Consider the following 18,817-nt stretch of genomic DNA (forward strand, 5'->3'; position numbering starts at 1 on the left):
TCCTGCTATGCTTAATTCATCACGAGCTAAGCAGGAGTGGATTGATGAAATACAACATCTTAGGAAAAACCGACCTACGGGTCTCCCGCCTTTGCCTGGGTTGCATGACGTTTGGCGAACCCAATCGCGGCAATCACGCCTGGACGCTACCTGAAGAAAGCAGCCGCCCGATAATCAAACACGCCCTTGAGGGCGGCATTAACTTTTTCGATACCGCCAACAGCTACTCCGCTGGCAGTAGCGAAGAGATTGTCGGTCGCGCGCTGCGTGATTTCGCCCGCCGCGAAGATGTCGTGGTCGCTACCAAGGTTTTTCATCAGGTTGATGATTTAGCGGAAGGATTATCCCGCGCACAAATCCTGCGCTCGATTGATGACAGTCTCCGACGCCTGGGTATGGACTATGTGGACATCCTGCAAATTCACCGCTGGGATTACAACACGCCGATCGAAGAAACCCTGGAAGCGCTCAACGACGTCGTAAAAGCCGGTAAAGCTCGCTATATTGGCGCCTCATCCATGCACGCTTCGCAGTTTGCCCAGGCACTGGCCTTACAAAAGCAACACGGCTGGGCACAGTTCGTCAGCATGCAGGATCACTACAACCTGATCTACCGCGAAGAAGAACGCGAAATGCTGCCGCTTTGCTATCAGGAGGGTGTGGCAGTGATCCCATGGAGTCCGCTGGCGCGTGGTCGCCTGACGCGCCCCTGGGGAGAAACAACCGCACGCCTGGTTTCCGATGAAGTCGGTAAAAATTTGTACAACGAGAGCGATGACAACGACGCGCAAATTGCCGCACGACTGACCGGTGTCAGTGAGGAGTTGGGTGTAACGCGGGCACAGGTTGCGCTGGCCTGGCTGCTGAGCAAACCCGGCGTGGCAGCGCCAATTATTGGCTCTTCACGTGAGGAACAGCTGGATGAGTTGCTCAGCGCTGTAGATTTAACGTTGAAACCGGAGCAGATTGCCGAGCTGGAAACGCCGTACAAACAGCATCCGGTAGTGGGATTTAAGTAAGCGCGGTTGTAAATTGTAGGCCGGATAAGCATTGCGCATCCGGCACTGATCGCCCGATGTCGCGGCGCTTATCGGGCCTACAATAGCCCCTGAAAATGGTTAAATGATACCTACCGGCCAGTGATGGCCGATAAAATACAAAATTCCGGCAGAGAGTATTCCGGCCACAATATCGTCGATCATAATCCCCGTGCCGCCATGCACGTTGCGATCGAACCAACGAATCGGCCACGGCTTCCACATATCCAGAATACGGAAAATCACAAATCCGGCGGCAACCCACTGCCAGTCGTTGGTCGGCAGCGCCATCAGGGTAATCCACATCCCGACAAACTCATCCCAGACTATGCTACCGTGATCGTGCACGCCCATATCTTTCGCCGTTTGATGGCACAGATAAACGCCGATACAGATAGATAACATCACCACCAGCGAATACAGCTGCCACGGCAGAAAGGTCATTAAATACCAAAAAGGGATCGCCGCCAGCGATCCCATCGTGCCAGGAACAATTGGGCTCAGCCCGCTGCCAAAACCGGTGGCTAACAGGTGCCACGGATTGCGCATGCTCAGGCGGCTTTTGGCGACATCTTTTTTAAGGCGCGGCAAAATGGTCATATCCTTTCCAGTCAAACGTGACGGGTTTTCCATCGCGCGTAAAGTGAATGCCTTCCACGTCCGCGCTCATCTGCCCAATGCAGGTAAACGCTGCGCCGAGATTTCCCAGCGCCACGTCCAGCGCACCACGATTAATTTCCGGTACGGTAAAGCATAACTCATAATCTTCACCTCCCGAGAGCGCCCAGCGCAGGGCCTGTTCCGGCTCAACGTGCTGTGACAATGCCGTGGAGTATGGCAGCATATCAACGTTAACCCGTGCGCCACAGCCGCTGGCATTAACGATGTGCCCCAAATCGGAAATCAGACCGTCGGAAATATCGATAGCAGCACTGGCCAGATCGCGCAGGGCTTGTCCCTGCAAAATACGCGGCGTGGGACGCAGATGGCGTTTCAGTAGATAGTCCGCGTCTGTTGCATCTGTAACCTGCAATCGGTTCTGCAAAATCGCCAGCCCGGCCGCGCTGTCTCCCGGCGTACCGGTAACATAAATCCAGTCACCCGGTTTCGCGCCAGAGCGTTTTAAGGCCCGCCCAACGGGGACGTAGCCATGGATACCCAGCGTCATCGACAGTGGCCCACGCGTGGTGTCACCGCCAATCAGCTGCATATCATAGTAATTGAGGAGTTCAAACAGGCCATCGCTGAAGGCTTCAAGCCAGGCTTCATCGACGTCAGGTAACGTGAGTGCCAGCGTCAGCCACGCAGGATCCGCTCCCATCGCCGCCAGATCGCTCAAATTCACCGCCAGTGCTTTCCAGGCGAGATCGGTGGGATTAATGTCGGGGAGGAAGTGGTTGCCAGCCACCAGTGTATCGGTACTGATCGCCAGCGTTTGTTTTTCAGGGATGTTCAGAAGTGCGCAGTCGTCACCAATACCGGTTTCGACATCAAGACGAGACGTTCTTACGCGGTCAAAATAACGGGCAATCAGGGAAAACTCGCCGCATGCCATACGTTATGCCTCAGCAGAAAAAAAAGAAAAAGCCGGGGACAGCGGAAACAGGTTCCACCATCCAGCCGGCCTCGGGATTACTTTTTGTTGGGGCGAATCACAGGTGCTGCTTTATCCAGTACGCCGTTCACGAATTTGTGGCTATCTTCAGCGCCGAAGGTTTTTGCCAGTTCAATCGCTTCGTTGATGGCCACTTTGTACGGCACATCACTACGTTTAGACAGTTCAAACAGCGCAATACGCAGCACGGCTTTTTCTACCTGACCCAGCTCTTCCAACAGACGAGACAGGTAAGGCTTCATCAATCCATCCAGGTACGCGCTGTTAGTCGCCACCCCGGACAGCAGTTCACGGAAATACAGAACGTCGACATCTTTAACGTCCTGTTCCGCCAGGAACTGGTATTCAACATCAGCGATGTCGTTCTGGGACAACTGCCAGGAGTAGAGCGCCTGGACGGCACACTCACGGGCGCGGCGACGAGCAGCAGGTTTCACGGATTTCCCCTTACAAAAATCAGGCCTTAATGGCTTTCAATACATTAATCATTTCAAGCGCAGTCAGTGCAGCTTCTGCGCCTTTGTTACCGGCTTTAGTGCCAGCACGTTCGATGGCTTGTTCAATACTTTCGGTGGTCAGAACACCGAAGGCTACCGGAATGCCACTGTCCTGAGCGACATGCGCCAGGCCATTGCTTGCACCGCCAGCCACATATTCGAAGTGCGCGGTACCGCCACGGATCACCGTACCGAGCGCAATCACCGCGTCGTATTTACCGGTTTTTGCCAGTGCGTCAGCCGCCAGCGGCAGCTCATATGCACCTGGAACCCAAACAACGGTAATGTTTTCATCTTTAACCTGGCCAATACGTTTCAGGGCGTCGATAGCACCTTCCAGCAGGCTGTCATTGATAAAGTTGTTGAAACGCGCAATGGTGATGGCGACGCGAGCGTCCGGGGTAGCAACGTTAGCTTCAATAATGTTCATATTCTTCCTTCGGGTTCGATTTATGGCCCCGTAAGGGGGGCGGATTTTATCATAATATTCTGTGCGCTGCTTCCTCTAAATCAGAAAGCCTCACGCAGTCGTTAAATGCAGGCAAACGTCCGGGCCCACCTGGCGTATCTCATTGAATTTGAAATGGGGTGCATCAGCCAGTTTCTCAAGGCCTGGAAGCACACATAATCCTCGCGCATCGCTGCCTAACAGTTTAGGCGCAACATACACGATTAGCTCATCGACCAAACCGGCCTGCAACAATGCACCCGCGAGCGTTGGGCCTGCTTCAACCCAAATGCTGTTAATTTGCTGTTTGCCAAGCTGCATCATTAGCACCACCAGATCCAGATGCCCGTTATGTTCCGGCACCTTCAGACTGCGCACCGTCTCCGGCCAGCTACGAGGGTCGTCTTCAGTTCGGACAATCCAGGTTTCTCCTGGCTGTTGCACAATTCGGTGCTCCGGTGTGACCTGATTCTGGCTATCAAGAACAATGCGGATTGGCTGGCGCAGCTCTTCCTGCGAGTAACTCGCCTGAGTTGACTCCCCAAGCTCCGACCAACGCACGGTAAGCTGAGGGTCGTCGGCCAGCACCGTAGCACTGCTGGTTAAAATGGCATGGCTTTGCGCGCGCAAGCGTTGCACATCTCGGCGCGCCTGTGGTGAGGTAATCCACTGGCTTTCACCGCTGGCCATCGCCGTACGGCCATCAAGCGACGCGCCAAGCTTAAGCTGCAGATACGGGAACCCCGTACGCATGCGCTTGAGGAAGCCTTTATTCAGTTGCTCAACTTCGCTCATCATCAGCCCGTGGCTGACGTCAATGCCCGCCTGCTGCAAACGGTAGAGCCCGCGTCCTGCGACCTGCGGATTGGGATCCTGCATCGCCGCAACCACACGCGACACACCCGCCGCAATCAGCGCATCGCAACACGGCGGCGTGCGGCCATGATGACTACAGGGTTCAAGCGTCACATAGGCCGTTGCCCCTTGCGCTTTTTCTCCAGCCATCCGCAGAGCATGAACTTCGGCATGCGGTTCGCCCGCACGGTGATGATACCCTTCACCGACGATCTCCCCATCTTTCACAATCACGCAGCCCACGTTGGGGTTGGGGTGAGTGGTAAAACGTCCGCGCGCAGCAAGCTTCAGCGCGCGCGCCATGTATAATTCATCCTGCATGGCTTAGTCCTGTAGGCGAGCAATCTCTTCGCCAAATTCTTTGATATCTTCGAAACTCCGGTAGACAGAGGCAAAGCGGATGTAGGCGACTTTATCGAGCTTTTTCAGCTGCTCCATCACCAGGTTGCCAATCATCTTGCTCGGCACCTCACGCTCACCAGTCGCACGCAGCTGTGATTTGATATGGTTTAACGCCATTTCGACGTCATCTGCGCTAACAGGCCGTTTTTCAAGCGCTCTGAGCATGCCGCTGCGCAGCTTTTCTTCATTAAAGGGTTCACGCACGTCGTTGCTTTTCACAACGCGCGGCATGACAAGTTCAGCCACTTCAAAAGTGGTGAAACGTTCGTTACAGACCAGACACTGCCGACGGCGGCGTACCGAGGAGCCCTCGCCTACAAGACGAGAGTCAATTACCTTAGTGTCTACGGCGAAACAGAATGGGCAATGCATACGGCGTCCTGTACCTCAGTGGTTAACAGAATCTATTTTACCCTGAACTGCCGTGACAACAAAGGCGATGCGCTTTTGAGACAAAGGATCGATGCCTTCGTGCTCAGTGCACACTACCATTATGCTATCGCGACAATGAAGGAAGTAATCACAATGACAAGACGTTACCTAAGAATTCTCCTGGTGGGAAGTCTCTTTAGTCTTAGTGCCTGTGCACAGCAAAGCGAAGTACGCCAGATGCATCAAAGTGTTAGCACGTTGAATAAAGAGATGACGCAGCTTAATCAGGAAACAGTAAAAATTACACAACAAAATATGTTGAATGCAAAATCAACCAGCGGCGTCTATCTGCTACCGGGTTCCAAAACCCCGGCACGACTGGACAGCCAGATTGGCACCTTACGCATGTCGCTGGTGAACATTGCACCGAATGCCGAGGGTACGCGCCTGACGCTACGGATTCAGGGTGAATCCAACACGCCTTTACCCGCCTTTAGCGCCACCGTCGAGTACGGGCAAATTCAGGGCACTACGGACAACTATCAGGAAATGAACGTTCACAACCAGTTGGTCAACGCTCCGGCGAGTATTCTTGCTCCCAGCGACGTAGACATTCCGTTGCAGATAAATGGCCTCACTCCAGATCAGTTAGGATTTGTTCGCATCCACGACGTCCAGCCTGTTAACCAATAAACTTTTTTGCGGAACGTTTTGTGCGTTCCGCAACATCACTCCGCTCCATTTTGTTACTCCCCTGACATAACCGATATTTCTGGTAAAACTTGGCAACATTCATGGGAGCCAGTACAATTCGCCGCCTAAAGTACGCAAACGTGAACGCAATCGATTACGTAAATGATAGAACTGTGAAACAAGACATATTTTTGTGAACAATGATTTTTATAATAGGCTCCGAAGAATTACGAAATATTTAGAAACGCAAATTGCGCATTTTTCACTCCCGAAAGGGATTTCAAACAGTGGCATACATATGAAAAAAACATTACTTGCAGCCGGTGCAGTGCTGGCGCTCTCCTCGTCTTTTACTGCCAACGCAGCAGAAAATGACAAACCGCAATATCTGTCCGACTGGTGGCACCAGAGCGTTAACGTGGTGGGTAGCTACCACACCCGTTTCTCCCCGAAACTGAACAACGACGTGTATCTGGAATACGAAGCATTTGCCAAAAAAGACTGGTTCGACTTCTATGGCTACATCGATATTCCGAAAACCTTCGACTGGGGTAACGGCAACGATAAAGGTATCTGGTCTGACGGTTCCCCGCTGTTTATGGAAATCGAACCGCGTTTCTCCATCGACAAACTGACCGGTGCTGACCTGAGCTTTGGTCCGTTCAAAGAATGGTATTTCGCCAACAACTACATCTACGATATGGGTGATAACAAAGCCAGCCGCCAGAGCACCTGGTATATGGGTCTGGGTACCGATATCGATACCGGTCTGCCGATGGGGCTGTCCCTGAACGTGTATGCTAAATACCAGTGGCAGAACTATGGCGCATCCAACGAAAACGAGTGGGATGGCTACCGTTTCAAAGTGAAATACTTTGTGCCGATCACCCAGGTTTGGGGCGGCCAGTTGACCTACATCGGCTTCACCAACTTCGACTGGGGCTCTGATTTGGGTGATGATCCGAACCGCACCAGCAACTCTATCGCTTCCAGCCACGTCCTGGCGCTGAACTACGATCACTGGCACTACTCTGTCGTAGCGCGTTACTTCCATAACGGCGGCCAGTGGAAAGGTGGAGACACCTTGAACTGGGGCGAAGGCGACTTCAGTGCGAAATCTACCGGTTGGGGTGGTTACCTGGTCGTGGGTTACAACTTCTAATCCAGACAATTTATCGCAGACAAGCCAGCTTAGCCGCTGGCTTTTTTATGGCTGGTCTTCGCAGCGTACTTTACGCAAAAAGTCACTTAGCGAACGATCCGCCGATTCGCGAAAGCGCCTGTCGAGCGGCGTGATCTTCAGACATCGATCAACGCGAAAGCAGCGATAATCGTCCCGCTTCTCGCACCAGCCAACCAGCAGCCAGTGTTCGCCCCAGAAGAATAAACCCAGCGGCTGAACGTCGCGCCAGGAGAGGTTCCCGAACTCATCGCGATAATGCAGCGCCAGTACCTGCTGCCCTGAAACCGCGCGATGTATGAGATCAAAGGCACTGCGTGAATGCGGCTGATTACCAAAATCTGGCGCGAAAATCCGCGTTTGCTCGGCCCTGCGCCGGCTCTCTGGCGGCAATATCGCCAGCACTTTTTCCTGCGCGGATTCCAGCGCCTGTGAAAGTGAATCTCCGCCCCATGTTTTCAATAATCGAATCGCTACCATCAATGCTTCTGATTCGTGATGGGTTAACATCAACGGCGGCAGATCAAACCCGGCCATTAAACGGTATCCGCTGCCCACTTCGCCTTCAATGGGCACGCCGGATAAAGAGAGATCGCGGATATCGCGATAAATCGTCCGTTCAGAAACCTCAAGACGTTCTGCCAGCAGCGCCGCCGTTGTCACTCGCCTGCCACGCAGGATTTGTACAATCTGAAACAAGCGGTCGGCGCGTCTGCTCATTTTAATCCTCAGTCCTGAAAATATTACGCGGGTTGATGTAAACCAACACGATTGCCTTCGCTGTCAGTAAATAGCGCAATCGTACCAATGTCCTGCCCCAGTTCGAGTGGGCCAAACACACACTGACCGCCAGCAGTGGCGACGCGTTCAAGCGTTGCTGCCAAATCGTCCGTATGCAGATAAATAATAGCGCCCTGCGCTGAAGGCGTAATACCGTCAAATTTAGCCAGCGCCCCGCCGGGAGCGGGATCCTGATGCGGAAATACGGCGAGCTCAGCGCAGTCCATGTTCTCTCGACGCAAAGAAACCTGCATCACTGGCTCATAAAAAGCGATGGCGCGATCCATTTGTGCCACGGGGATTTCAAACCAATTAATTACGTTGCTCATACTTCCTCCTGCCTGTGTGGGTAATCTCAGGAGGACTATAAGACAGGGCTACTGACAGCATACTGTCAGTAGTGTGGCGACAGGGAAAGATAATGGCCTGTCGCTAATTCACAGGCAAAAAAAATCCCGACCTTGCGATCGGGATTCCAGTGTCTTCACTCCAGGGTGGGTTAAGGCAGAATCGACGGTTGATCCGCCCCTTCTTTCTCGACCTTCTGCTGCAGCATGTGCTCACGCTTCATACCCAGCTTCAGCGCCAGCGCCGATGCCACGTAGATAGAAGATGCAGTACCGATGGAAACACCGATCAACATCGTCAGCGAGAAGCCTTCCAGTACCGGACCACCGAACAGGAACAGCATCAGAATAACCATCAACGTCGTACCAGACGTAATCAACGTACGGTGCAGCGTTTGAGTCAGTGACACGTTAAAGATTTCGTAAGGCGTACCGCGACGAATTTTGCGGAAGTTTTCACGAATACGGTCAGATACAACGATACTGTCGTTCAGCGAGTAACCGATTACCGACATCAGCGATGCGACGATAGTCAGGTCAATCTCGATATGGAACAACGACAGGATCCCAAGTGTGATAATCACGTCGTGCGCCAGCGCGATAACTACCCCAGCCGCCAGTCGCCACTCAAAGCGGAAACCAACGTACACCAGGATGGAGATCAGCGCCGCCATCAGCGCCATCGCACCGGTTTGCGCCAGGTCAGCACCCACGCTCGGACCCACGAATTCAATTCGCTTCACCGCGGCGTTTTGGTTGGTGGATTCGTTAATCACACTCAACACTTTGCTACCCAACACCTGACCGCCGTCTGCGCCTTCAGTTGGCGGCATACGTACCATAATGTCGTGGCTGCTGCCGAAGTTCTGCAGAAGCGGATCAACGAAGCCCGCTTTCTCCAGCGCATCGCGCATCACGTCCATATCGGCCGGTTTTTCCAGCGTGATTTCAATAACCGTACCACCAGTGAAATCCAGACCCCAGTTAAACCCGCGTACGCCCATCACCACGATGGCCGCAATCAGCAGGAAACCTGAAATGCCGAAAGCCCAGTAGTCCCAGCGCATAAAGTCCCAGACTTTACGGCCGTGGTTCAATTGTTCAACAGTATATTCCTGTGCCACTTCGCACTCCTCAGATTGACAGCTTTTTGACGCGCTTGCCGCCATACAGCAGGTTTACGATGGCACGTGTACCGACAATCGCGGTAAACATCGACGTCGCCACACCAATACCGGTAGTAATCGCGAACCCTTTAATTGCCCCGGTGCCCACTGCGTACAGGATGATGACCTTGATCAGCGTCGTAATGTTCGCATCAAAGATGGAGCTAAATGCGCCCGCATAACCTTCATTGATGGCCTGCTGCACCGAACGCCCGTTACTCAACTCTTCTTTGATACGTTCGTTGATCAGTACGTTCGCATCGACCGCGACGGCAAGGGTTAAGACGATCCCCGCAATCCCCGGCATACTTAGCGTAGCACCCGGCAGCAACGACATAATACCGACAATCAGCACCAGGTTAGCAATCAGCGCACTGGTCGCAATCAGACCGAACTTCTTATAGAAGAAGATCATGAACAGGATAGACACCACCAGACCGGCCAGACACGCTTCCAGACCCTGTTTAATGTTCTGCATACCCAGGGTTGGGCCGATGGTACGTTCTTCAACAATCTGAATTGGCGCAATCAACGCACCGGCACGTAACAGCAGAGAAAGCTGGCGCGCTTCGTTCGGGTTGTTGATACCGGTGATACGGAAGCTGTTACCCAGGCGAGACTGGATATTGGCGATGTTAATCACCTCTTCCTGTTTCACCAGTACTGCACGACCGTTAGCATCTTTCTTACCGCTGTCTTTGTACTCCACAAACAGGGTCGCCATCGGCTTACCGATGTTGTCCTTGGTGAAGTTGGACATGATGTTACCACCCGCGCTATCCAGCGAGATGTTAACCTGCGGCTGATTGTATTCGTCCTGGCTGGAAGTGGAGTCGGTGATATGGTCACCGGTCAGGATCACGCGCTTGTACAGCACAACAGGCTGACCTTCACGAGATTGTTTCACTTCCGAATCACCCGGTACACGCCCGGATGCCGCAGCGGACTGGTCAACGTTGGTGTTTACCAGACGGAATTCCAGCGTCGCGGTTGCGCCCAGAATTTCTTTCGCACGCGCGGTATCCTGAATACCCGGCAGTTCGACCACAATGCGGTCAGCACCCTGACGTTGTACCACCGGTTCAGCAACACCCAGTTGGTTAACACGATTACGCAGAATGTTGATGTTCTGCTGTACCGCGTATTCACGAGCTTCGCTCAGGCGCGCATCGGTCATTACCGCACGCAGAGCATTGCTGCCCTGGCTGGAAATAACCAGATCCTGGTGACGCTTGCTCAGGTAAGAGATAGCCTCATCACGGGCGCTGCTATCACGGAACGTGATGCTCAGACCGTAGTTATCTTCTTTGCGAACGGTAGTATAAGGAATGCCTTTTTCACGCAGATCGCTGCGCAGGCTATCGATATTTTGTTCCTGCAACTTACTCAGCGCGGTGTCCATATCCACTTCCATCAGGAAGTGAACGCCGCCACGCAGGTCAAGACCGAGTTTCATCGGTTCTGCGTGAATGGCAGCCAGCCAGCGCGGGGTTGCCGGAGCAAGGTTAAGCGCCACGACGTACTGATCGCCCAGTACGCCCATTAACACTTCACGTGCGCGCAGTTGGGTATCAGTGGAGTCGAAGCGCGCGAGAATAGCACCCTCTTCCAGAGCCACAGACTTAGGTGTGATTTTATCTTCTTGTAACGTTTTCTGGACCTGGATCAGCGTTTGCTCACTGGCGGCGGCACCGCGCACGCCAGTGATTTGAACAGCCGGATCCTCACCATACAGGTTGGGAAGCGCATAGAGCAGACCGACGACAATAACGACGATCAGCATGACATACTTCCACAAAGGATAACGGTTTAACACGGCAGTTCCCTTTGGGAAAACAATAAATTACAGCGCCTTCATAGTGCCTTTCGGCAGAACGGCAGCTACGAAATCACGTTTGATAACCACTTCGGTGGTGTCGTTAAGCGCGATAGCGATGTAGCCAGATTCTGCTACTTTAGTCACGCGACCCACCAGACCACCGTTAGTCAGTACTTCATCGCCTTTCGCAATGGAGCTCATCAGATTTTTGTGTTCTTTGGTACGCTTTTGCTGCGGGCGCAGGATCATGAAGTAGAAAATCAGACCAAACACCACCAGCATCAGAATCAGAGACATCGGGCTGCCCTGCGCCGGAGCACCTGTTGCCGCTACCGCATCAGAAATAAAAAAGCTCATTCAAATTCCCTCATTATTAAAATTAATCAACGTTCACAGGTGGAACTGGTCTACCCTGACGTTGGTAAAAATCGGTCACGAAGCTCTCTAATTTACCCTCTTCAATAGCCTTGCGTAAACCCGCCATCAAACGCTGGTAGTAGCGAAGGTTATGAATCGTGTTGAGTCGCGCGCCCAATATTTCGTTGCAACGGTCGAGATGATGCAAGTAAGCGCGCGAATAATTGCGACAGGTGTAGCAATCACACTCAGCATCGAGCGGACTGGTGTCGCTTTTATGTTTCGCGTTACGAATTTTTACCACGCCGTCAGTCACAAACAAATGACCATTACGGGCATTTCGCGTTGGCATCACGCAGTCAAACATATCGATACCGCGACGTACGCCTTCAACCAGATCTTCTGGTTTACCGACGCCCATCAGGTAACGCGGTTTATCTGCCGGAATCTGCGGGCAAACATGCTCCAGAATGCGGTGCATATCTTCCTTCGGCTCACCGACAGCCAAACCGCCGACAGCGTAGCCATCAAAGCCGATATCTACCAGACCTTTGACGGAGATATCACGTAAATCTTCGTAAACACTGCCCTGAATGATGCCAAAAAGCGCATTTTTGTTGCCGAGACTATCAAAACGGTCACGGCTGCGCTTCGCCCAACGCAAAGACATCTCCATCGAGCGTTTAGCATAGTCCCAGTCTGCCGGGTACGGAGTACATTCGTCGAAGATCATCACGATATCGGAACCGAGATCGTATTGAATCTCCATCGACTTCTCGGGATCGAGGAAAATCGGATCGCCGTTGATCGGGTTACGGAAATGCACGCCCTGCTCGGTTATCTTACGGATATCGCCCAGGCTGAACACCTGGAAGCCGCCGGAGTCGGTGAGGATCGGCCCTTTCCACTGCATGAAATCGTGCAGATCGCCGTGCAGTTTCATGATTTCCTGACCCGGGCGCAGCCACAGGTGGAAGGTGTTGCCGAGGATGATCTGCGCACCGGTTGCTTCAACTTCTTCCGGCGTCATGCCTTTTACTGTGCCGTAAGTACCAACCGGCATAAAAGCAGGCGTTTCTACTACGCCACGATCAAAAACCAGGCGGCCGCGGCGCGCGCGACCGTCTGTGGTATCCAGTTCAAATTTCATTTTTTCTCCTGCATCAGAGAGACAGTCTGATGATTAAACTTTCCCCACGGAATCACTCCACGGAGTAAAAATATATTAACCCACTGGCGAAGGCGCAATCGGCGCAGCCAGTTTGGGGGCGACCAGCGCGCAGCTACCGGAGCGTACACGCAGTACCTGAGGATGACGAGCACTGCCCGACATCAAAATGGCAAGTGAGATAACCTTCTCACGGTCGCTCAGAAATAGCCTGCGGATTGTACGTGATAAACATGGCATCCCCGTAACTAAAAAAGCGATATTCCGCTTTTACCGCTTCATGATAGGCGTGCATGGTGTTTTTATAACCAGCAAATGCGGAAACCAGCATAATCAGCGTCGATTCCGGCAGGTGGAAGTTGGTGACCAGAGCATCAATCACCTGATATTTATAGCCTGGATAAATAAAGATTTGTGTATCGCCGAAGAACGGCTCGATGAGATCGTTTTTGGCCGCCTGCGCCGCACTTTCCAGCGAACGTACGGAGGTGGTACCTACCGCAATCACGCGGTTGCCGCGCGCTTTCGCCGCCAGCACCGCGTCCACCACATCCTGCGGCACTTCCGCATATTCGGAATGCATAATGTGGTCTTCGATGGTGTCTACGCGCACCGGCTGGAAAGTACCCGCGCCAACGTGCAGGGTGACGAACGCCATTTCAATGCCTTTATCGCGCAGTTTAGCCAGCAGCGGATCGTCAAAATGCAGACCCGCGGTCGGCGCAGCGACGGCGCCCGGCTTTTCGCTGTACACGGTCTGGTACAGCTCGCGGTCGGCGTCTTCATCCGGACGATCGATATACGGCGGCAACGGCATATGGCCGATGGCGTTGAGGATATCCAGCACGCTGCGTTCGTCGTTAAACTCCACTTCAAACAGCGCGTCATGGCGGGCGACCATCGTCGCGTTAATACTTTCGTCGTCGCCCAGCAGCAGTTCAGCGCCCGGCTTCGGCGCTTTAGATGCGCGGATATGTGCCAGAATACGTTTGTCATCCAGCATACGCTCAACCAGCACTTCAATCTTGCCGCCGCTGGCTTTACGGCCAAACAGACGCGCCGGGATCACGCGAGTGTTGTTAAAGACCAGTAAATCTCCAGGGTTGAGCTTATCGAGTAGATCGGTGAAAGTACCGTGCGTCAGCGCGCCCGTCGGCCCGTCCAAAGACAGCAAGCGGCAGCTACTGCGCTCAGCTTGCGGATAGTGGGCAATCAGGGATTCGGGTAGTTCAAAGGTGAAATCGGTAACGCGCATGACACTGACTCAGACTAAAATAAGAGGCGGGTAGTCTAGTGCCGGGGCGTTCTCCCTGCAACCTTTACCCCTCTGGATAAACGTTTAACTATGAATTTTCTTGCACATTTGCATCTCGCTCATCTTGCCGACAGCTCGCTTTCCGGTAATTTGCTAGCCGATTTTGTCCGGGGTAATCCGGAAACGCACTATTCGCCTGACGTGGTGGAAGGCATCTTCATGCACCGTCGTATCGACGTGATGACCGATAACCTGCCGCAGGTGCGTGAAGCCAAAGAGTGGTTTCGTAGCGAAACGCGCCGCGTCGCACCGATTACGCTGGACGTCATGTGGGATCATTTTCTGTCGCGCCACTGGTCGGAAATTTCCCCTGACTTCCCGCTGACGGAGTTTGTGCGCTATGCCCGCACCCAGGTAACGACTATTTTGCCGGAATCGCCGCCGCGCTTTATCAATCTGAACAACTATATATGGTCAGAGAAATGGCTTGAGCGCTATCGGGACATGGATTTTATCCAGAACGTCCTGAACGGTATGGCCAGCCGCCGCCCACGGCTCGATGCCCTGCGCGACTCATGGTATGACCTCGATACCCATTACGATGCGTTAGAAGAACGTTTCTGGCAGTTTTATCCGCAAATGATGGAACTGGCGCGGCGTAAAACCCTTTGATTGCAGCCCGCATTCCCCGCCGGATAAGCAGTAGCCACCATCCGGCAAAAGATTGATAGACAAAACCTGTCTCATTGATTGCCAACGCCTCTTTGTCTTATTCCCGAACACTCTCTATACTGGCCCGCGTTGCGTTCCAAAAACCCCTTAACATTGCAGGAGAATTATATGGTACTGGTAACTCGTCAGGCTCCGGATTTCACAGCAGCTGCGGTACTGGGTAGCGGTGAGATCGTTGAAAACTTCAACTTCAAACAGCATACCAACGGTAAAACTACCGTTCTGTTCTTCTGGCCGATGGACTTCACCTTCGTTTGCCCGTCTGAACTGATCGCATTCGACAAGCGTTACGAAGAATTCCAGAAGCGCGGCGTTGAAGTTGTTGGCGTTTCCTTCGACTCTGAATTTGTCCACAACGCATGGCGTAACACCCCTGTCGACAAAGGCGGCATCGGTGCAGTGAAATACGCAATGGTTGCTGACATCAAACGCGAAATCCAGAAAGCCTACGGCATCGAGCACCCGGAAGCGGGCGTTGCTCTGCGTGGTTCTTTCCTGATCGACGCTAACGGCGTTGTTCGTCACCAGGTGGTTAACGATCTGCCGCTGGGCCGTAACATCGACGAAATGCTGCGTATGGTTGACGCGCTGCAGTTCCACGAAGAGCACGGCGACGTTTGCCCGGCACAGTGGGAAAAAGGTAAAGAAGGTATGAACGCGTCTCCGGACGGCGTGGCGAAATACCTGACCGAGAACGTTTCCAGCCTGTAATTGGCAAGAATCTTAAGAGGCCCGCAAATGCGGGCCTTTTTTATTGTTCGCAGATCAGATAAGCGATTGCGTCACTTTCCGTTAGTATCGCCAGTGACGATACGCTTATCCAAACCGCAATTAAAACGCGAAGCAGGAACAGCCAAGCGCACCCCAGAAAGCCCGGTCATCTGACACCGGAATCCCCGATTTTCGCGCAATATCATGCTGGTGACCGTGTACACCGCAGCTACCGCAGCACTGGTGCATCTGCACCATTGCGCCAATTTTTGCGGCTGCAGGTGGCGCTGAGCGATAATGCCCTGGCACCTTCACCACCGGCGACCAGTCCGGCACTATCGGAATAGCAGGTGGAGCCAGCGGGGTGAAATGCCCGGCCGCGTACACTACTTTGCCATCGACAATGGTCATCACTGACTCGATGCCTTTGATCTCTTCTTCCGCCACGCTGAAGTAATCTTTGGACAGCACCACCAGGTCGGCCAGTTGATCTTTTTCGATGCGCCCTTTCTTACCCTGCTCGCTGGAAAACCAGGCGCTCCCGGCCGTCCACAGTTCCAGTGCCACATCACGCGCCAGGCGATTGTTATCATCGTACATCGCCATACCGCCAACGGTGCGTCCTGATACCAGCCAGTACAACGCTGTCCACGGGTTGTAACTTGCCACGCGCGTAGCATCGGTACCCAGGCCAACTGGCACATCAGCCGCCAGCATTTTCGCCACCGGCGGCGTATGTTTAACCGCGTCTTTGCCGTAGCGATCGACAAAATACTCTCCCTGGAACGCCATACGGTGCTGGACCGCAATCCCGCCCCCCAGCGCTTTTACGCGTTCGATATTCCGTTCGGTAATCGTTTCGGCGTGATCGAAGAACCAGTGCAGGCCATTGAACGGGATATCACGATTAACTTTCTCAAACACGTCCAACATTCGGCTGATGGATTCATCGTAGGTGGCGTGCAGGCGGAACGGCCAGCGATGCTCCACCAGGTGTCGCACCACGCGCTCCAGCTCATCTTCCATCCCCTCCGGCAGATCCGGGCGCGGCTGAAGGAAGTCTTCAAAATCCGCTGCCGAAAAGACCAGCATTTCCCCTGCCCCGTTGGCACGGTAGAAGTCGGTTCCCTGCCCTGGCTTGAGCATATCGGTCCAGCGTTCAAAGTCTTCCAGTTCCTGCTTCGGACGCTGGGTAAACAGGTTGTAAGCTATGCGCACCGTCATCTGCTTGTTGGCGTGTAGCTGCTCAATGATCTCGTAATCTTCCGGGTAGTTCTGGAAGCCGCCGCCCGCATCGATGGCGCTGGTCAGTCCCAGACGGTTCAGTTCACGCATAAACTGGCGGGTCGAATTAACCTGCATTTCCAGCGGCAGTTTTGGTCCTTTTGCCAGCGTCGAGTAAAGGATCATGGCGTTCGGTTTAGCGATCAACATCCCGGTCGGGTTGCCGTTGCTATCACGCACAATCTCACCGCCCGCCGGATCCGGCGTCGCTTTGGTATAGCCAACCGCTTTCAGCGCAGCGCGGTTGAGCAAAGCCCTGTCGTAAAGATGCAGAACAAATACCGGGGTATCCGGGGCGGCCTCATTCAGTTCTTCAAGGGTTGGCATACGACGTTCGGCAAACTGGAATTCGCTCCAGCCCCCCACCACGCGTACCCATTGTGGCGACGGCGTTCTGTCAGCCTGGTCTTTGAGCATACGTAGCGCGTCCGCAAGCGACGGCACGCCTTCCCAACGCAATTCCAGGTTGTAATTCAGTCCACCGCGAATAAGGTGCAGGTGCGAATCGTTCAGGCCCGGGATCACCGTATGTCCTTGCAGATCGACAACCTGCGTCCCTTCGGCGGCAAAGCTCATTACCCGTTCGTGGCTACCGGTCGCCAGGATCTTTCCGTTGGCGATCGCCACCGCCTCGACCTGCGTACTTTGCCTATCGAGAGTATGAATTTTTCCGTGAGTCAGAATCAGTGTGGCAGTTTGAGACATAACAATCTCCTGAGATACCGGTCAGGCTTTTTTCAGCCATCCGGCAAACAGACGGGTTACGATGGGCATCCAGAACCAGACCACCAGCGCAACCACAAAGGCATCATTGATGAGATGCAGGAGTAACGAGCCCTTCATTGCAGGCAGCACAATGCCGGTCAACCACGGCACCAGATTGGTGCTGGGAAATATCACCAGCAGGGTTATCAGGAACTGTTTCCAGCGTTTGGGCTGGCGTACATGGGGCGCGGGCGGCGTAAACCAGAATGCCGCTTCGGTGCGAATTTCGGTTTTGTCACCTTCCGCCAGCAGTGGAGCAATCTCTTCGACCAACACGCGGCGCGTATCGGACTGGGTCCAGTTATACAGATGCTCAAGCGTGTCGAAGCGGATAATGATGTTCCACAGGTTGTTGCCATCTGCCGGGCGAATCACGTTCGCCCCGAGATGACCGGGAAATTCAGCCGCTACCGGCATGATTTTCCCCAGCCACTGCTCATACCGCTGCGCCTGCTCAGGTAGCAGAGTGTGAGTAATCACCAACGTCACATGTGTGTTCTGCGCCATGAAGGGTTCCTTGTTGAGGGGAATGGCGGGATAGCCCGCCATCAATATCAATACACGAGATCTATGACGATGCATTCAGGCAACATGAAGGATGACGTGTATTTAAGCTTTACGTTCCGGCGCGCCATGCACCATGGTATAGGCATAATCCACGCCCATACCGTAGGCGCCGCTGTGCTCACGGACCAGATCCATGACGGCGTCGTAGGTTTCTTTGCGGGACCAGTCGCGCTGGTACTCGAGAAGAACCTGTTGCCAGGTTACGGGTACGGCACCCGCCTGCACCATACGGTCGATAGAACGCTCATGAGCATCCACGGACGTGCCGCCGGAGGTATCAGTTACCACATAAACTTCATAGCCTGCTTCCAGTGCCATCAGCGCCGGAAAAGTCAGGCATACTTCGGTCCACAGCGCGGAGATAATCAGTTTTTTACGCCCGGTCGCTTCCACCGCTTTCACAAACGCCGCATCTTCCCAGGAGTTCATTGAGGTGCGTTCAATGGGTTTGACATCAGGATGAACCGCTAACAATTCCGGCCAGATATATCCGCTAAAACTTTTGGTTTCTACAGAAGTATAAATCACCGGAACATTGAATATTTTCCCGGCTTTCGCTAATGCTACGGTATTATTTTTTAAAGTCTGGCGATCAATATTCGCCACACCGAATGACATTTGCGGCTGATGATCAATAAAAATAAGCGTAGAGTTTTGAGGGTCAATCAGTTCCCGAATAGACATAGCACACCTTCTTAATCAATAAGTTAAAAGGCAACGGTCTGTATCTGCCGTCAGCAGCAGGATCCTGAATCAGAAAGCTTGTT

Annotated in this window: 21 protein-coding genes; 5 read left to right on the top strand and 16 right to left on the bottom strand. The window is 53.4% G+C overall.

Going from position 1 to position 18,817, the window contains the following annotated elements; translation table 11 throughout:
- The first annotated feature begins 44 nt into the window (after positions 1-44).
- Positions 45-1,019, top strand: a complete 975-nt coding sequence (gene yajO, locus BZK41_RS12980) for a 1-deoxyxylulose-5-phosphate synthase YajO (protein ID WP_079938386.1) — start codon at positions 45-47, stop codon at positions 1,017-1,019.
- 99 nt (positions 1,020-1,118) lie between these two features.
- Here the strand turns inward: yajO and pgpA are convergent, their stop codons facing one another.
- The 6 genes from pgpA to nrdR all read right to left on the bottom strand — a co-directional run bounded on the left by pgpA (position 1,119) and on the right by nrdR (position 5,226).
- The gene (pgpA, locus tag BZK41_RS12985; protein WP_003021578.1) at positions 1,119-1,637 is read right to left on the bottom strand and encodes a phosphatidylglycerophosphatase A; all 519 of its coding nucleotides are present in this window, start codon (positions 1,635-1,637) and stop codon (positions 1,119-1,121) included.
- Positions 1,615-2,592, bottom strand: a complete 978-nt coding sequence (gene thiL, locus BZK41_RS12990; protein WP_079938387.1) for a thiamine-phosphate kinase — start codon at positions 2,590-2,592, stop codon at positions 1,615-1,617. Before thiL ends, pgpA begins: the two co-directional genes overlap by 23 nt.
- 77 nt (positions 2,593-2,669) lie before the next feature.
- A complete protein-coding gene (gene nusB, locus BZK41_RS12995) occupies positions 2,670-3,089 on the bottom strand; it encodes a transcription antitermination factor NusB (protein ID WP_000801129.1) in 420 nt (139 codons plus the stop codon).
- Positions 3,090-3,108: 19 nt separating this feature from the next.
- Positions 3,109-3,579, bottom strand: coding sequence for a 6,7-dimethyl-8-ribityllumazine synthase (gene ribE / locus BZK41_RS13000; protein WP_003021575.1), 471 nt, complete (start codon positions 3,577-3,579; stop codon positions 3,109-3,111).
- A 90-nt stretch (positions 3,580-3,669) separates the two neighbouring features.
- Positions 3,670-4,773 (bottom strand): bifunctional diaminohydroxyphosphoribosylaminopyrimidine deaminase/5-amino-6-(5-phosphoribosylamino)uracil reductase RibD, encoded by a 1,104-nt coding sequence (gene ribD / locus BZK41_RS13005; RefSeq protein WP_079938388.1) that lies wholly within the window; start codon positions 4,771-4,773, stop codon positions 3,670-3,672.
- Positions 4,774-4,776: 3 nt separating this feature from the next.
- Complete coding sequence (nrdR, locus tag BZK41_RS13010; RefSeq protein ID WP_003021571.1) at positions 4,777-5,226, bottom strand: transcriptional regulator NrdR; 450 nt, start codon at positions 5,224-5,226, stop codon at positions 4,777-4,779.
- 153 nt (positions 5,227-5,379) lie between these two features.
- Between nrdR and BZK41_RS13015 the strand changes: the two genes are divergently transcribed.
- Positions 5,380-5,919 (top strand): DUF3251 domain-containing protein, encoded by a 540-nt coding sequence (locus tag BZK41_RS13015; RefSeq protein ID WP_079938425.1) that lies wholly within the window; start codon positions 5,380-5,382, stop codon positions 5,917-5,919.
- 298 nt (positions 5,920-6,217) lie between these two features.
- Complete coding sequence (locus tag BZK41_RS13020) at positions 6,218-7,081, top strand: nucleoside-specific channel-forming protein Tsx (protein WP_003021561.1); 864 nt, start codon at positions 6,218-6,220, stop codon at positions 7,079-7,081.
- Positions 7,082-7,126: 45 nt separating this feature from the next.
- Here the strand turns inward: BZK41_RS13020 and BZK41_RS13025 are convergent, their stop codons facing one another.
- The 7 genes from BZK41_RS13025 to queA form a co-directional block, all read right to left on the bottom strand.
- On the bottom strand, positions 7,127-7,819 hold the full coding sequence (locus BZK41_RS13025) for a YafY family protein (RefSeq protein WP_079938389.1): 693 nt from the start codon (positions 7,817-7,819) through the stop codon (positions 7,127-7,129).
- A gap of 23 nt (positions 7,820-7,842) precedes the next feature.
- Entirely contained in the window at positions 7,843-8,208 is a 366-nt protein-coding gene (locus BZK41_RS13030; RefSeq protein ID WP_003021554.1) for a VOC family protein, read from the bottom strand.
- A 170-nt stretch (positions 8,209-8,378) separates the two neighbouring features.
- Positions 8,379-9,350: a protein translocase subunit SecF gene (gene secF / locus BZK41_RS13035; RefSeq protein ID WP_003021550.1), complete on the bottom strand. Its 972-nt coding sequence runs from the start codon at positions 9,348-9,350 to the stop codon at positions 8,379-8,381.
- Positions 9,351-9,360: 10 nt separating this feature from the next.
- Complete coding sequence (gene secD / locus BZK41_RS13040) at positions 9,361-11,208, bottom strand: protein translocase subunit SecD (RefSeq protein ID WP_003021547.1); 1,848 nt, start codon at positions 11,206-11,208, stop codon at positions 9,361-9,363.
- 27 nt (positions 11,209-11,235) lie between these two features.
- Positions 11,236-11,568 carry a preprotein translocase subunit YajC gene (yajC, locus tag BZK41_RS13045; protein WP_043015381.1) on the bottom strand — a complete coding sequence of 111 codons (333 nt, stop codon included), beginning with the start codon at positions 11,566-11,568 and terminating at the stop codon, positions 11,236-11,238.
- 22 nt (positions 11,569-11,590) lie between these two features.
- Positions 11,591-12,718 carry a tRNA guanosine(34) transglycosylase Tgt gene (gene tgt, locus BZK41_RS13050; RefSeq protein ID WP_003021535.1) on the bottom strand — a complete coding sequence of 376 codons (1,128 nt, stop codon included), beginning with the start codon at positions 12,716-12,718 and terminating at the stop codon, positions 11,591-11,593.
- A gap of 208 nt (positions 12,719-12,926) precedes the next feature.
- A complete protein-coding gene (gene queA / locus BZK41_RS13060) occupies positions 12,927-13,991 on the bottom strand; it encodes a tRNA preQ1(34) S-adenosylmethionine ribosyltransferase-isomerase QueA (RefSeq protein ID WP_043015380.1) in 1,065 nt (354 codons plus the stop codon).
- Between the two features lie 90 nt (positions 13,992-14,081).
- Here queA and acpH point away from each other — a divergent pair, with 90 nt between their 5' ends.
- Both acpH and BZK41_RS13070 read left to right on the top strand, forming a co-directional pair.
- Positions 14,082-14,663, top strand: coding sequence for an ACP phosphodiesterase (gene acpH / locus BZK41_RS13065; RefSeq protein WP_079938390.1), 582 nt, complete (start codon positions 14,082-14,084; stop codon positions 14,661-14,663).
- A 168-nt stretch (positions 14,664-14,831) separates the two neighbouring features.
- Positions 14,832-15,434, top strand: coding sequence for a peroxiredoxin (locus tag BZK41_RS13070; protein WP_003021524.1), 603 nt, complete (start codon positions 14,832-14,834; stop codon positions 15,432-15,434).
- Between the two features lie 120 nt (positions 15,435-15,554).
- Here the strand turns inward: BZK41_RS13070 and BZK41_RS13075 are convergent, their stop codons facing one another.
- The 3 genes from BZK41_RS13075 to BZK41_RS13085 all read right to left on the bottom strand — a co-directional run bounded on the left by BZK41_RS13075 (position 15,555) and on the right by BZK41_RS13085 (position 18,734).
- A complete protein-coding gene (locus BZK41_RS13075) occupies positions 15,555-17,423 on the bottom strand; it encodes an amidohydrolase (RefSeq protein WP_079938391.1) in 1,869 nt (622 codons plus the stop codon).
- Positions 17,424-17,444: 21 nt separating this feature from the next.
- Positions 17,445-17,990 (bottom strand): antibiotic biosynthesis monooxygenase, encoded by a 546-nt coding sequence (locus BZK41_RS13080; protein WP_079938392.1) that lies wholly within the window; start codon positions 17,988-17,990, stop codon positions 17,445-17,447.
- A 102-nt stretch (positions 17,991-18,092) separates the two neighbouring features.
- The gene (locus BZK41_RS13085) at positions 18,093-18,734 is read right to left on the bottom strand and encodes a hydrolase (protein ID WP_003021513.1); all 642 of its coding nucleotides are present in this window, start codon (positions 18,732-18,734) and stop codon (positions 18,093-18,095) included.
- Positions 18,735-18,817 lie beyond the last annotated feature (83 nt).

The organism is Citrobacter sp. A316, assembly GCF_002042945.1.
Lineage (GTDB): Bacteria > Pseudomonadota > Gammaproteobacteria > Enterobacterales > Enterobacteriaceae > Citrobacter > Citrobacter portucalensis.